16 protein-coding genes are annotated in these 12,871 nt (G+C 64.5%); 12 read left to right on the top strand and 4 right to left on the bottom strand.

Features of this window, described 5'->3' with window-relative positions:
- Positions 1 to 168 precede the first annotated feature (168 nt).
- Positions 169 to 873, bottom strand: coding sequence for a DUF3105 domain-containing protein (locus tag NXY83_RS00800; RefSeq protein ID WP_258804232.1), 705 nt, complete (start codon positions 871 to 873; stop codon positions 169 to 171).
- Between the two features lie 152 nt (positions 874 to 1,025).
- On the opposite strand from NXY83_RS00800, the gene NXY83_RS00795 reads away from it, so the two are divergent.
- Positions 1,026 to 1,391, top strand: coding sequence for a BlaI/MecI/CopY family transcriptional regulator (locus NXY83_RS00795; RefSeq protein WP_258804231.1), 366 nt, complete (start codon positions 1,026 to 1,028; stop codon positions 1,389 to 1,391).
- The gene (locus NXY83_RS00790) at positions 1,388 to 2,371 is read left to right on the top strand and encodes a M56 family metallopeptidase (RefSeq protein WP_258804230.1); all 984 of its coding nucleotides are present in this window, start codon (positions 1,388 to 1,390) and stop codon (positions 2,369 to 2,371) included. The genes NXY83_RS00795 and NXY83_RS00790 overlap by 4 nt, the downstream gene beginning before the upstream one ends.
- Before the next feature lie 154 nt (positions 2,372 to 2,525).
- Here NXY83_RS00790 and NXY83_RS00785 read toward each other — a convergent pair whose 3' ends face one another.
- Complete coding sequence (locus NXY83_RS00785; RefSeq protein WP_258804229.1) at positions 2,526 to 2,963, bottom strand: hypothetical protein; 438 nt, start codon at positions 2,961 to 2,963, stop codon at positions 2,526 to 2,528.
- A gap of 49 nt (positions 2,964 to 3,012) precedes the next feature.
- On the opposite strand from NXY83_RS00785, the gene NXY83_RS00780 reads away from it, so the two are divergent.
- Together NXY83_RS00780 and NXY83_RS00775 are read left to right on the top strand one after the other, a co-directional pair.
- Positions 3,013 to 3,903 carry a F510_1955 family glycosylhydrolase gene (locus NXY83_RS00780; protein WP_258804228.1) on the top strand — a complete coding sequence of 297 codons (891 nt, stop codon included), beginning with the start codon at positions 3,013 to 3,015 and terminating at the stop codon, positions 3,901 to 3,903.
- 1,102 nt (positions 3,904 to 5,005) lie between these two features.
- On the top strand, positions 5,006 to 5,203 hold the full coding sequence (locus tag NXY83_RS00775; protein WP_258804227.1) for a hypothetical protein: 198 nt from the start codon (positions 5,006 to 5,008) through the stop codon (positions 5,201 to 5,203).
- 50 nt (positions 5,204 to 5,253) lie between these two features.
- Here the strand turns inward: NXY83_RS00775 and NXY83_RS00770 are convergent, their stop codons facing one another.
- Positions 5,254 to 5,511: a hypothetical protein gene (locus tag NXY83_RS00770; protein ID WP_258804226.1), complete on the bottom strand. Its 258-nt coding sequence runs from the start codon at positions 5,509 to 5,511 to the stop codon at positions 5,254 to 5,256.
- Between the two features lie 263 nt (positions 5,512 to 5,774).
- On the opposite strand from NXY83_RS00770, the gene NXY83_RS00765 reads away from it, so the two are divergent.
- The 6 genes from NXY83_RS00765 (at position 5,775) to NXY83_RS00740 (ending at position 9,500) form a co-directional block, all read left to right on the top strand.
- Positions 5,775 to 6,167, top strand: coding sequence for a cupredoxin domain-containing protein (locus NXY83_RS00765; RefSeq protein WP_258804225.1), 393 nt, complete (start codon positions 5,775 to 5,777; stop codon positions 6,165 to 6,167).
- A gap of 11 nt (positions 6,168 to 6,178) precedes the next feature.
- The gene (locus tag NXY83_RS00760) at positions 6,179 to 6,637 is read left to right on the top strand and encodes a hypothetical protein (protein WP_258804224.1); all 459 of its coding nucleotides are present in this window, start codon (positions 6,179 to 6,181) and stop codon (positions 6,635 to 6,637) included.
- 174 nt (positions 6,638 to 6,811) lie between these two features.
- Positions 6,812 to 7,579 carry a CHRD domain-containing protein gene (locus NXY83_RS00755; protein ID WP_258804223.1) on the top strand — a complete coding sequence of 256 codons (768 nt, stop codon included), beginning with the start codon at positions 6,812 to 6,814 and terminating at the stop codon, positions 7,577 to 7,579.
- A 24-nt stretch (positions 7,580 to 7,603) separates the two neighbouring features.
- Complete coding sequence (locus NXY83_RS00750; protein WP_258804222.1) at positions 7,604 to 8,305, top strand: class F sortase; 702 nt, start codon at positions 7,604 to 7,606, stop codon at positions 8,303 to 8,305.
- A gap of 48 nt (positions 8,306 to 8,353) precedes the next feature.
- On the top strand, positions 8,354 to 8,995 hold the full coding sequence (locus tag NXY83_RS00745; protein ID WP_258804221.1) for a hypothetical protein: 642 nt from the start codon (positions 8,354 to 8,356) through the stop codon (positions 8,993 to 8,995).
- A gap of 61 nt (positions 8,996 to 9,056) precedes the next feature.
- Entirely contained in the window at positions 9,057 to 9,500 is a 444-nt protein-coding gene (locus NXY83_RS00740) for a cupredoxin domain-containing protein (RefSeq protein WP_258804220.1), read from the top strand.
- A 29-nt stretch (positions 9,501 to 9,529) separates the two neighbouring features.
- Here NXY83_RS00740 and NXY83_RS00735 read toward each other — a convergent pair whose 3' ends face one another.
- Positions 9,530 to 10,114 carry a sigma-70 family RNA polymerase sigma factor gene (locus tag NXY83_RS00735; protein ID WP_258804219.1) on the bottom strand — a complete coding sequence of 195 codons (585 nt, stop codon included), beginning with the start codon at positions 10,112 to 10,114 and terminating at the stop codon, positions 9,530 to 9,532.
- Between the two features lie 395 nt (positions 10,115 to 10,509).
- On the opposite strand from NXY83_RS00735, the gene NXY83_RS00730 reads away from it, so the two are divergent.
- Together NXY83_RS00730 and NXY83_RS00725 are read left to right on the top strand one after the other, a co-directional pair.
- On the top strand, positions 10,510 to 11,118 hold the full coding sequence (locus NXY83_RS00730) for a hypothetical protein (protein WP_258804218.1): 609 nt from the start codon (positions 10,510 to 10,512) through the stop codon (positions 11,116 to 11,118).
- A gap of 208 nt (positions 11,119 to 11,326) precedes the next feature.
- Entirely contained in the window at positions 11,327 to 12,814 is a 1,488-nt protein-coding gene (locus NXY83_RS00725; RefSeq protein WP_258804217.1) for a PepSY-associated TM helix domain-containing protein, read from the top strand.
- The last annotated feature ends 57 nt before the right edge of the window (positions 12,815 to 12,871 follow it).

Here is a 12,871-nt window from a genome sequence, read left to right as displayed (position 1 = left end):
TCGCCTGCTTTCGTAATTCTGCTCGATCCTCCACATACGCATGCTGATCACAGCCCTGATAGGCGGCCTATGCCTGACGGGAGTAAAAGTCGTGCCGCGATGAAATAAAAGCATCATCACTTCCCCGCCCTCCGTCCGTGCCTGGCCGGAATAAAGCTGCAGGGGCCGCTACGTGAGCTTGCCGGGGCCGTCCAGTCCCCCGGTGCAGGGTGCACCGGGCTCCGGCGCTGACTTTGCGCTCCGGTATTTGGAGATGAAGTCCTTGATCCGCGGGTCATCAGCGCTCGAGGCCTTCAGCTGCGCACCCCAGGCGGAAGCGATGACAGGGGACGGAAGGCCCTCGTAGGGCGAGAGGATTGCGTAGGTCGACGGGATATCCCTGCGCAGCAGCTCCAGCTGTTCGCCGCTGACCGCCTCGGGGTCGTAGGTCACCCACACCGCTCCGTGTTCAAGGGAATGCACCGCGTTTTCGTTGGGCACGGACTCCGTGTACACGGCGCAATTGAGCGGAATCTGGGAATGATCCCCACCCGCCGGAGGGGCCTGCGGGTACTCGACCGGCCCGTTCACATGGTTGGCACTGAGCCCTGAAAGCGTTTGGACGCCCTCAATGGCGGCCGGCGGAGTTTTGGGCATTGTGCTGGTGACGGCGAAGACGACCAGGCCGGCCACCAGGGCGGCACCCACAGTCCAGGCTGTGATAATCAGGATGAGCCGGTTGCGCCGTTGTCTGCGGTGTTGGGCTTTGTGTCCGGCAAGCTTCTGCTGGATGTCTGCCGCACGCTGTTGCTTGAGGCTGGTGCTGCCAGGGACCGGCTGCGATCCACGGTCCACTCTCCCTGCAGGCTTGCCGGAGTTCTTTGGTCGGGACATCCCTGGGTCCTTTGCTTGAATGGCTCCGGAGACCGGCGCTTCGTTCGCCGAAGGTCCGGCATTGCCAGATAAACCTAACTTACTTAGGTGCTTAGGTGCAATCCTCCGGCCCATCTCCTATCCTTGGTAGGGAACAAGGCCGAGGAGGCAGCATGCCAAAGTTTGGTGATCTGGAGAGCGCCATCATGGAGCAGATTTGGCGCGCGGACCGGCCATTGCTGGTCCGGGAGGTCCTTGAGGGGCTGGACCGGAGCCTGGCCTACAACACGGTGCACACCGTGACCGAGATCCTCTACCGCAAGGGCTGGCTGACGAAGGAACGCGACGGCCGGGCCTTCCGCTACGGAGCAGCCGCGGGGCGGGACAGCTATGTTGCCGGACTCGTTACAGAAGCACTCTCGCTGACCGATGACCGGACCGCCGCCCTCGTCGGCTTCGTAGAGGGGATACGCCCCGAGGAAGCCGAGGAACTGCACCGGCTCCTCAGCGCAGCCAGGAAGCAGGACGCGAAGTCATGATCGCCGCACTGTCCCTCCTCGCCTACGCTCTCACGCTCGCCCTGGCCGGACCGCGACTACTGCAGGCAGGGTCCTGGGCGGACAGGTCCCCCCGGCTGGCCATCGCTGCATGGCAGGCCCTTACCGTCACCGCGCTGGCCTCCGTCACACTGGCCGGGACGGCCCTGACATTCCCGATAGCGGGCGTGAGCAGGGACCTCGCCGGGCTGCTGGAGGCCTGCGTCATGGCCATCCAGGAGCAGTACGCATCCCCCGGCGGAGCTGCCGCCGGCGCCACAGGCGCCGCCCTCGCCCTGGGCATCCTCGCCCGCACGCTGTGGTGCTTCGGCTCGGCCCTGGGGGACATGGCCCGGGAGCGCGCCCGCCACGGAAGGATCCTCGACATCGTCGGACGCGACGATGCCCACCCCGGCGTCATTGTTTTGGACTCGGACGAATCGACCGTTTACTGCCTGCCCGGAAGGCGGCGGCGCACCGTTGTGACAACGGCGGCACTGCAGGCCCTGGACGACGCGCAATTGGACGCGGTCCTGGCCCACGAACATGCCCACCTCTCCGAGCGGCACGATCTGATCCTGGGCCTTTCCCGTGCACTGGCAGCCGCTTTCCCCGCAATTGCACTGTTCCGGCTCGCCTCCGCAGAGACGGCAAGGCTGATCGAACTACGGGCCGATGATGCAGCGGCCGCCCGGTCCGGGCGCCTCACCGTCGCCGGGGCCCTGCTGGCCGTCGCCTCCCCAGGAAAGACCCCACTCCCGGCCGTCGCCCTTGCAGCCGGAGGCGCCGGCGCCGCCGCACGAGTGCGCCGGCTCATCCCCCCACACAACCCCCTGGGTCGCGCCCGGACGACGGCCGGCTCCCTGGCCGTCGCCGCACTGTTCGCGCTCCCGGTGCTGCTGCTGGGAGGACCCGCGGCAGCCGCGGCCGGACACAACCTCTGCCCCGATACGATCGTCTCCGCCAGCTCCCCCGGCCCCTGAAGCGGACGTTCACCCCATCCCGGGCTGGACACCAATAACCTCATCTCCTAAACTACTTAGGTACTTAGTTTTCGAAACCTGGTTTCGGAGGGGCTGCCCAGACGTCTCGCTGCTGCACGCGCACCTGTTCGGCTGCCGCTCATTCCTCTAAGCGTTAAGGACCCCCATGGAACAGTTGCTTCTCGTCGTTGCCGTGCTGGCCTGCCCAGTCGGCATGGGGCTGATGATGTGGTTCATGATGCGCGGCCGCAGAGAACAGCCCGCCACACCTGGCCAGGAACAAGAACTGGCAAGGCTGCGCGCCCAGATCGAAGCCCTTCGCCCCGCACCGGCAGAGGACGCGGCAGCCTCCGGGAACCGCGTCCCGGAGCGGACCCCAGGGCATCAGCACGCTGTTCATCGCCATGGGCCGGTATGGCGCCACCAGGGTCAAAGCGGCCCACATCCCCGAGATCGAGAAGATAACCTGACGAGCTAGAAGCTGCTGCCAGCTGCGCTGACATGCACACGCAGCACACAGCATGTCCTGGATGAAATAAAGACCTGCCGGCCACCCTACAACCAGCGCACCTCCGGCAGCGGCCTCTTCCACGGCAGCCAGGCTTTCCCAAAATTTCCCAAGTCCCGTTTTGGAGTTTCCCGTGTCCCTGCACTCTATGACCCGCCGCCGGCCCCTTACTGCCCTCGCCGCAGCCGCAGCCCTTGCGCTCACCCTGTCCGCCTGCTCCCCGGGCTCAACAACCGCCTCACAGGACGCCGATAATGTACCGTCCGCTGCGGCCACCGGTCTTCCCAGCTCCCACATCCATGGTCTGAGTGTCAACGGCGAAACGGACCAGGTGTTGCTGGCTACCCATGAAGGCCTCTTTGACGTCACCAAATCCCCCGCCACCCAAATCGGGGACACCAATGACCTGATGGGCTTCACCGCAGCCGGTGACAATGGGGTGTTTTACGCCTCAGGGCATCCTGGCCCCGGCTCGGACCTGCCCAACCCGATGGGCCTGATCAAATCTGTGGACGGCGGCAAAACATGGGAGCAACTCTCCCGCCAAGGCGAATCGGACTTCCATGCCCTAGCGGCAACGAAGTCCGGAATAGTCGCCTACGACGGGACGCTCCAGACCAGCCCCGACGGAAAAACCTGGTCTGCAGCCAGCACCGAATTCGTTCCCGCCGTTCTGGCCGGAACCCCGGAAACCGACACCGTTCTTGCCACCACCCGTGAAGGGCTCCAACGCTCCACCGACGGCGGGAAAACCTGGGAACTGAACACCACGGCCCCCATCATCCAGTTCGCCACGTTCGCCGGCGGCACCGAAGTCGTCGGCATCGAACCGGACGGTTCCGTCCACTACTCAGCCGACGCCGGAAGCACCTGGTCCCGCACCGGACAGATCGAGGGAAAGGTCCAGGCGGTGACCGCCGTCAAACAAACCGAAGGCAAACCGTGGATCTGGGCCGCGACCACCGAAGGGCTGGTCCTGTCCAGCGATGCAGGGGCCACATTCCGGCCTGCAGACACCAACTAAAAGATGAGCGTCAGCCCATTGTCTGCTCGGACGGTCGCCCGGCCTCCCTGGTTGGCTAAGCCAGCCATCCAAGCCCAGTGGTGGGGCGCAGGGGCACCTGTCGTCCACGGCTTTCCTTCCCCAGGAAGTACATCCGCTCGTGCCTGCAGCGTCTGCACCGCAGGCACGGGGAGCTTGATCCCGTCTGCGCGCAACTGCTTCGACAGCCGGCACAATTCAGTGCTGCAGACCGGCCGTGCCCTAGCCTCACCCGGTTTCGCAGGCAGAGCCTCCAGTTTCATAAACAGGGCTGACGGGGCGGGGCAGGACCAGGATGTGGGCCGCAGCCAAATGCTGCGCTCCATTCGAACTGTTCTTGGAACTCATGGTCTTTGAGAAAGTGGATAGTACGGCGACAGCTCCGTTGTGTCGATGTCGTTTTCGGCCGTTTGTGGCGGGTGTCCGGAGTACTTGCTGCTCGGCTGGGGAAGGCTGGGGTTTCTGGTCGATGATGCATAGATTTACCCGGTATTCCGCTCGGTCCTTTCAAGGACCTCCTCGATGGGATGACCGGGCCCGCGACGGTACGGTCCTCGGTTTCCGTCCGGCACTTGCCGATAAACGCAAGAAAGCCCACCGATGGGGGGACCGATGGGCTTTCCTTGAAAGACGCTACAGGTGACTGATTACGACATCGAGTGGATGTTCAGTGGATGCATCGGATCCGGTCATTGCACCGGAAGTCCAGAAGGCGTATGGGGATCCGCCGGGCTGCAGACAATGACGGTGGGCGGCCTTCTTCCTGCTGAGCCTGCCGGACCATTCCGGGTAGTACAGCCGGTGCAGCGGCGCGGGCAGGGTTCTTCCGTTGCGGACGAAGGTTCTCTTGCCGATCTGTTCCCAGGATTGTCCTCTCCCGTTAGGGGCTGCTGTGGGGGCGTTACCTACTTTTATGGGGGAAGTAGGTAACGCCTTTTTGGGGAAGGCATGCCACAACCCCTCCGGGACCGAATGATTTGGGCGGCGGGACCTGACATCATGGATGCTAGCTCCAGCAGTGGCGGCAAAGGGTGGGAGACTATACGCCGCGCCACCAAGCCGCGGGCTTTACGGAGCACTTGTTATGGAAGATCCACGACTGACGGCGCGAAAGCTTATTGAACAGGACGCGGGGTACCTCCACGAGCTGTGGGTAAGGTACTGGGCCAACGGCGGCGATGCCCAGTTCTTCGAGTTCCAGGCCTACCTGTACGGGGTGTACGAACGGAGCCCCTTCGACCTGAAAATCCTCACCTGGGTACTCGAAGAAATATCCGCCTGACCCGGGCACCGCTACCGGTTGCTAGGGTTTGCGGCGGTCGCTCTGTTCGGTCAGACCAGGTCGGGTGCGCTGGCGATGATGTAGTTCGCGGCTGCCGGGCCTTTCATCCCCACATGGTTGTGCCCGGGTTTGATCCGGTGGGCCTTCAGAGCCTCCCAGAGGGCCTCGGGAGCCTGGGCTTCCTCCCTGTTCAGCAGACACCAGCTCGTGTAAAGCCCGTACAGCTCATCCGGGCTAAGGCCATCCTCCTTGTGCCGTTCTTCGTCAATGGCCTGGGCGAGAAAAACCTCAAAGTGAGGATGACTCATGGCAGCTCTCTTTCATCAACGCATGTCAGGAGCGATGCGCTTTCGAGCCAGTCGCACCGATGCAGGAAATCTACAGCGGGAACCGGCCACGCGCCTAGCCCGGCGCCGGAAGCAGTTGCCCCGGGAACAACAATCCCGGGAAGGGGTTCTCATCGTGACCGGCAGTCCATGCGCGTAGGCGTGACGAATAGCCTGTGGGGTAGTTTCCTGATGGGCGCGCCGACCGGCGGGTGGAGGACACATCCCCTTCGAAGGGGTTTGTCATGAAAAGGATCAACCGGAGTCTGACCCTGGTCACCGCCGTGTCGTTGGTGGCCATTACCGGGTGCGCCGGACAGGGCGGGGACTATTCCGCCCCGCCCGGAGCCGGTTCCGCTGCCCCGTCAGCGAATGGATCGGCACAGGCCGGCGCAGCGGTCATCACTGTTAAGGATTTCAAGTATGAGGTTCCGGGCTCGGTGAAGCCGGGGTCGATGGTGACGGTGACGAACGCTGACAGCGCCCCGCACACCGTCACTGCCAAGGACGAGGGCGGGTTCGATGTGGAGGTCCCGGGAGGCGGAACGGCGATCGTCCAGGCGCCTGATGCCCCGGGTGAGTACGAGATCATTTGCACCTTCCATCCGCAGATGACCGGGAGGCTGGTCGTGAAATGAACCACCCTGGAGTGAAAGCGCATGACCGGTCCCTGTGGGTGTTGCGTGCCGGTGTCGCGGCGGGTCTGGTGGTCAGCGCCGTGATCCATGTCCAGCTCGCCCCGGGCTACCAGCAGGCGGCCCCCGGTGGCGTCGGCCAGGGCACCTTGTTTTTGGTCCAGGCCGGAGCCGCTGCCCTGGCAGCGGTGTTCGTGCTGCTCAAAGGCTCCCGTACGGCTTTCGCTGCTGCTGCCGTGGTGGCGTTGTCGTCCCTGGCTGGGGTCATCCTTTACCGGTATGTCCAGGTCCCGGCTATCGGGCCGTTGCCTTCGATGTATGAACCGGTCTGGTACACGGCCAAGGTCATCACTGCCGTCGCGGAAGCGGCCGCCGGGGCACTTGCGGTGGCCGGGTACGCCCTGCTGCACAGGAGCCAGGCTGGATCAGGGCGGGTTGCCCGGGGCCGGGGCCGCGGCGCCTCGGCTGCTTAAACCAGCCAGATCAGGACATTTGAAGTGTGCCTGGAGCCGTTAAGCGGCAGCATGCCCAAAAAATGTGAATTGAGCCACATGGGCACCCATCCTTTTCCGGAGCGGTTGCGAAGTACTGTTGTCCCCTCTTGGGGGCATCAACATCACACGCGCGTGTATGAGGAGATCTTTCCAATGAATAAGACACTCCGCTTTATGGCAGTTCCCACTCTCGCTTTGGGCGTCCTTGCCCTTTCCGGTTCCCCGGCCATGGCCGCTGACCAGTCCTACCAGACCACCCTGGGCCAGCTGAACGGCAGCTCAGCCTCTGGCACCGTCACCGTTGACGTCACGGGCAACCAGGCCCACGTCGTCCTGAACGTTTCCGGCCTGCCGGCAACGTTCATGGACGCCCCGTACCCGCACGTCCAGCACATCCACGGCGGCAAGCAGGGCACCTGCCCGGACCCGTCCGCTGACAAGGACGGTGACGGCGTCATCAACACCACCGAGGGTGACCCGGCCTACGGCCCCATCCTCACCACCTTGTCCACCAGCGGGGACACCAGCCCGGCAGCCGGTACTGACCTCAAGCTCGCCGGCCAGGGCGCTGCCTACACCATTGACCGCACGTTCGAACTGAACGCCGAGACCAAGGCTTCCCTGGAAGCAGGCACCGCAGTGGTGGTTGTCCACGGCCTTGACCCGGCCACGTTGAGCCCTGCCGCGCAGGCGGCGAAGAGCGATATCGTTCCGAGCCTTCCGCTTGCCGCCACCTCCCCCGCCCTGTGCGGGACCTTGACGGCCGGGCAGATGAAAATGCCCGCAGGCGGCGCTGCGACCGGCATTGTCACCGAAACCGGTACCGACACCGGAGCCCTCGCTCTCGGTGGCGGCCTGGTACTTGTCGCCCTCGCCGGCGGAGCCTACGTTGTCCGCCGCCGCACCTCCGCAGCAGCCTAAGCACGAGCTGATCGGATCACTACAGTGACACCCAAGAACCCCGGCCACCGCGCAGGCCCCTTGGCCTCCACGGCGGCCGGGGTTCTGCTCCTGCTCACCCTGGCCGGCTGCGGCGGCGGGTCCGCCGCCACCCCGGATGCCGGATCGGCACCTTCGGCCTCGGTCTCAGCTTCTGCTGCGCCTGGCACTCCCAGCGCTCCCCCGCCTGCGTCCGTCCCGGCACCGGCCCCCGCGGCGGCCCCGCCCGGACAGCAGCTTCCGTCGGTCATGGCCGCTTCGGCTCCCGTCACCCTGACCATTCCCTCGATCTCGGTCCGCACGGACCTGATCCACCTGGGACTGGAGGAGAACGGCTCCCTTCAGGTGCCCCAGGACGACGGCAACGGCGCACCCGCGAGCTGGTACGACGGTTCCCCCACCCCGGGGGAACGCGGACCTTCAGTGCTGCTGGGCCACGTGAACTCACCGAACGGCCGTGGTGGTGTTTTCGCGGACCTGCGCAAACTCACCCCCGGCGCTGAAATGACCGTTTCCCGGGCTGATGGCAGCACTGCCGTGTTCATCGTTGACCGCGGCGAGCTCTACCCCAAAGACGAGTTCCCCACCCTGAAGGTCTACGGCAACACTCCCGGGTCCGAGCTGCGGCTCATCACCTGCGACGGCTATGACGCCGCCACCGGGGAATTTGATGACAACTACGTCATCTACGCCACCCTCAAAGCCTGACAACGGCCGCGAACCCCAGGTGCGGGGGCGGTCAGGATGGAAAGAGCGATGAAACAGCACAAGCCTTTGCTGGCTTCCTTGGCAGTCTCGGCCCTGCTGCTCTCGGGCTGCGCCACAGCGGCCGGATCCGTTACCGCACCATCAGCCCTCCCGACATCGGCCCCTGCCGTGACTTCACCCGAGGCCGGGCACACGGACAGCCACGGCGGCGGGCACCACGGCGGAACATCATCACCCGGCGCCACCACGATCGACGGGCCCAGCGAGGCTGCCCTGATGGTCTGCGGTGATCAGCCCATGGACCGGCTGACAGCGATTCTGGACCTTGAGCAGGACCCGCACACCATCAACGACTGGGCCGACAGCACGTTCACCTGCACGTACCACCTGGACGAAGGGGACCTGGTCATCTCCGTCAAGGAAGCCAAGAACCAAGCCACGGCACTGACCTACTTCGATGCGATGCAGGCCCTCGCAAAAGACGCCACACCCATCGAAGGCCTCGCGAACCTCGGCTTCCCGGCTTACGAAACCGCTGACGGGTCAGCGGTCTTCCAGAAGGACAGTTTCGTGCTCCAGGTGGACGCCACAGACCTGCCTGCCACTTTGGGACCGGACAACATCACCAGGAACGCCCTGGCCTACCAGCTCTCCACCACCATCCTCGCCTGCTGGATCGAACACCCCTGACATACAGGATCCCGCCCACCAACCCAGCCCGCCCGCCGCAGTTCCCATGAAAGGTTCACCCATGAAAGCAAACACCAGAACCGGCAGCGCGCTTGGACTCGCGGCAGCAGCAGTGCTGCTGCCCCTGTCCGGCTGCGGGGGTATGTCCGGGTCCGGCACCACAGCGGCCCCCACACTGACCGAACAATTCCCCTCAGCTCCTGCCGCCACCACAGAACCTGCTCCTACAGCTTCCGGTACGGGTTCAACACCTGCGGCGGCCCCGGCCGAAATACTGATCAAGGGCTTCAAATACCAGGGAGCGGAAACGGCGAGCCCCGGAGCAGAGATCACCGTCATCAACGAAGACGCTGAGGCGCACACCATCACCGCTGACACCGGCAACGCGTTCGACGCCAACATCCAAGTCGGCACCGGCACCTTCACCGCCCCCACCGAGCCCGGGACGTACCCCTACCACTGCAACTTCCACGGCAACATGAAAGGCACCCTCACGGTGAAATAACGCCCTGGGGATGCCCAGCACGGTTACTCTTATCCGGCACCTTCCCGGCCCAGGCACTGGCGCATGTTGCGGAAGCCGTCACGGATGCGGGACTTGACCGCCGGCAGACTCAGGTTCAGGGTGCCTGCCACCTCCGCGTACGTCTGCCCGTCCAAATATGCGAGGGTGATCGCTTCGGACTGGGCGCGACTTAGCGTGGACAGGCTGGCGCGAATTTTCTCATCCTCCACCCTGCGCAGAATCAGCTCTTCGACAGAATACTGGCCCAGCGCCGTTGTCTCGCGGTGATGCCGGGAATCACGCTCAAGACAGGCCTGCTCCCGCCGGACAACCTCGACCGCACGGCGGTGGGTCATCGTGAACAGCCACACCAGGGGCTCACCCCGGGAAGGATCAAACCGGCCCGCCGATGACCACACCTGGACGAAGACTTCCTGCACGACCTCCTCGGCCAGCTCCGGCCTTTGGACCACCTTCATCGCAAGGCCGAACAAACGTCGGGCGGTGCGCGTATACAAGTCCCTGAAGGCTTCCGTCTCGCCCCGGGCAACCCCGTTCAGAAGCGCCAGCAGCGGATCCGGACCAGCCAGGGTGCTGCCCCCAATTGCGGCCATTGCCGCGTTTACCTGCAAGGTTGGGCCAGCGGCCCCACCAGACCAATAACGGAATCTATTTCAGTTTTGGGGGTATTCACGTTTTTAGCTCCGTACTGTTCAAAAAGGGGAAAGCACTTCACATCCCCCCGAACGTATCCCGGGAACCAGCCGAAAACCACAGAAACGTCAATGAAGTCTCCAGCAAATGACAAAGAGTACGGAAGGTTGTCACGCTCGCCTTCCTCCCAGCGCTTCGGAGGATGTCACGGCTTCCTCGTCCAAACTCTGCGTGAGGTGTCCTTCTGAGCGCTATAAGCTGCGGGCGGGACATCCGCAGGGCATTCAGTGACGAACCATGACTACAGGGCGAACACGTACGAGTCTGCGTCTTAGGGGCAGGATAGGAGGGGACGATGGCTACCGCGCGCGGCGTCCTGCTCTTTTCCCGGTCGCTCCTGGTAACAGGGATAGCGGTGTTCCTGGCCTCGGGCGCGCACGTCGCGGGAGGCGGCGGAACGCCTCCTCCGACACTGCTTGCCGCCCTGACAGCCCTCCTGTTGCCCCCGGTGGTGCTCCTGTCCCGGCGGCAGCTGTCCTTACCAGTGCTGACATCCGTCCTGAGCACAGGACAACTGCTCCTTCATGGAGCTTTTTCGCTGTTCCTTCCCGAAACAGCCTGCGCCGCACCAGGCCCTGCCGGTCATATCCACCACACCGTCGCCGCAACAACATGCGCACCGGGGGCCACGGCAGGGGAACGACTGGCAGAAGCTGCCGGCCACGGCTGGCCCATGACCGTGGCCCATGCCGTGGCAGTTCTCTTCACCGCACTGCTGCTGGCCCGCGGCGAAACAGCGCTCTGGCACCTGCTGGCATGGCTGCGCCCCCTGGTCCGGATTCCGGTCCCCGCCAGACTGCCGGCACCAACGCCATGCCTTCTTACTTCCTCACACTTTCATGCCCCTGCCAGCAGCACGGACGCCTGCGTCCACCGGCTCCGGGGACCCCCTGTCCCCGCCTGAGACTGCTCCCCGTCCAACCGATTGATCGGCTAAGGCCCTGATCGGCTGAGGATTCACATTTGGTGGCGCACGGCTGCGTCTGACTTCAGGTTGCACCCCCGTTGTGCACTACCCGTGTCCCGCCTCCCAGCGCGCTAGATCGGACACACCAAACTCCCTTCATGGCTCAAAGAGCCTATGAGCTGTTCCTGCACGAAAGCAGAAGACCATGACATTGAAAACCATTCCGCCGTCCCGGCCCGGCGTTGCTGAAGGATCTTCGAAGGTATGGGCTGGCGCCCTGGCCATGCGGATCCACTTCTACGCCGCCGTCCTCGTCGGCCCGTTCCTGCTCATCGCAGCGCTCAGCGGAGCACTCTACGCCCTGACACCCCAGCTGGAAAAAGCCATCTACGCCAACGAACTCAGTGCCAGCACCGGTGGCCCGGCAGTTCCCCTGGCCGCCCAAATAGACGCCGCCCGGGCCCACCTGGGCACCAACCAGATGCCGGCCGCCGTCCGCCCTGGAACAGACGGAACAACGACGCGGGTGATGTTCATCGATCCGGCCCTGGGTGAATCAGAGACCCGGGCCATCTTCGTTGACCCGGGCACCGCAGCGGTCAAAGGCGACATGACCGCCTACGGAACCAGCGGATCCCTGCCCGTGCACACCTGGATCGGGCAGCTGCACCGCAACCTCCATCTCGGGGAGACCGGCCGGATCTACAGCGAACTCGCAGCCTCATGGCTCTGGGTCATCGCCCTGGGCGGAGTGATCCTGTGGGTACAGCGCTGGAAACGCAAACCCCGCGCCAAGGGCAACCTCTACCCGGACAAGACGACCAAAGGCCGGGCCGGGACCGCGTCCCTGCACGCCTCCGCCGGGATCTGGCTCGCCGCCGGTTTCTTCTTCCTCTCAGCAACAGGACTGACCTGGTCCGCCTTTGCCGGGGCGAACGTCACCAACCTGCGGGCAGCGGTCGGCTGGTCCACCCCCGCCCTCACCACTGACCTAAACACCCGAACCCTCGGCACCGGCGCAGGGCATGAGGAGCATACCGACCACGCAGAACACACAGCCGCGGAACATGCAGAATATATTGCCGGTCAGCAGGCCGTGGCCCCTCCTGAGGGGTTTGACGCTGCCCTCGCAGCGGCCCGCGCTGAAGGGATCGACGGCGTCAAAACCGAAATCAAACCTCCCGCCACTGACGGGAAAACCTGGACCGTCGCAGAGATCGACCGCTCATGGCCCACCCAGGTCGACGCCGTCGCCATTGATCCGGGAACCATGGCCGTGTCAGACAAGGTCCTTTTCAGCGACTACCCTTTCGCAGCCAAACTGGCCCGCTGGGGCATCGACGCGCACATGGGCGTCCTCTTCGGCCTGGCCAACCAGATCATCCTCGCCGCCATCGCCCTGGGCTTGGCGGCAATGATCATCTGGGGCTACATCATGTGGATCAAACGCCGCCCCACACTGAACCGCCCAGCCCTCAACCCTCCCGGCAAACCGGCAGCCTTCGGACGGGCACCCAACCGCGGGGCACTTCGACGCACCCCGCCGGTGGCAGCTCTGGCTCTGATCACCGCCACGGCTGCTGTCGGGTACTTCCTGCCGCTTCTCGGAATCAGTCTCCTGGCTTTCCTCCTGATCGACACCACCGCCGGATACCTGCACCACCGCAGAACGGCAGCAGCAAACAACCTTTAAAGCCGGGAGGGCCAACTCAGTCCTCACCGCCACAGTCTTGGCCCGGGCAATTACCTT

Origin of the sequence: Pseudarthrobacter sp. NS4 (genome assembly GCF_024758005.1) — a bacterium.
Lineage (GTDB): Bacteria > Actinomycetota > Actinomycetes > Actinomycetales > Micrococcaceae > Arthrobacter.
The sequence above is the reverse complement of the archived record's forward strand: the minus strand, read 5'-3'. Positions and strand labels throughout refer to the sequence as shown.

Bases quoted from the DNA above. Each gene is read 5' to 3' on its own strand.
- NXY83_RS00770 (WP_258804226.1), bottom strand. From the start codon at position 5,511: ATGAGTCATCCTCACTTTGAGGTTTTTCTCGCCCAGGCCATTGACGAA.
- NXY83_RS00735 (WP_258804219.1), bottom strand. From the start codon at position 10,114: ATGGCCGCAATTGGGGGCAGCACCCTGGCTGGTCCGGATCCGCTGCTG.
- NXY83_RS00775 (WP_258804227.1), top strand. From the start codon at position 5,006: ATGGAAGATCCACGACTGACGGCGCGAAAGCTTATTGAACAGGACGCG.
- NXY83_RS00755 (WP_258804223.1), top strand. From the start codon at position 6,812: ATGAATAAGACACTCCGCTTTATGGCAGTTCCCACTCTCGCTTTGGGC.
- NXY83_RS00800 (WP_258804232.1), bottom strand. From the start codon at position 873: ATGTCCCGACCAAAGAACTCCGGCAAGCCTGCAGGGAGAGTGGACCGT.
- NXY83_RS00745 (WP_258804221.1), top strand. From the start codon at position 8,354: ATGAAACAGCACAAGCCTTTGCTGGCTTCCTTGGCAGTCTCGGCCCTG.
- NXY83_RS00730 (WP_258804218.1), top strand. From the start codon at position 10,510: ATGGCTACCGCGCGCGGCGTCCTGCTCTTTTCCCGGTCGCTCCTGGTA.
- NXY83_RS00795 (WP_258804231.1), top strand. From the start codon at position 1,026: ATGCCAAAGTTTGGTGATCTGGAGAGCGCCATCATGGAGCAGATTTGG.
- NXY83_RS00725 (WP_258804217.1), top strand. From the start codon at position 11,327: ATGACATTGAAAACCATTCCGCCGTCCCGGCCCGGCGTTGCTGAAGGA.
- NXY83_RS00790 (WP_258804230.1), top strand. From the start codon at position 1,388: ATGATCGCCGCACTGTCCCTCCTCGCCTACGCTCTCACGCTCGCCCTG.
- NXY83_RS00740 (WP_258804220.1), top strand. From the start codon at position 9,057: ATGAAAGCAAACACCAGAACCGGCAGCGCGCTTGGACTCGCGGCAGCA.
- NXY83_RS00765 (WP_258804225.1), top strand. From the start codon at position 5,775: ATGAAAAGGATCAACCGGAGTCTGACCCTGGTCACCGCCGTGTCGTTG.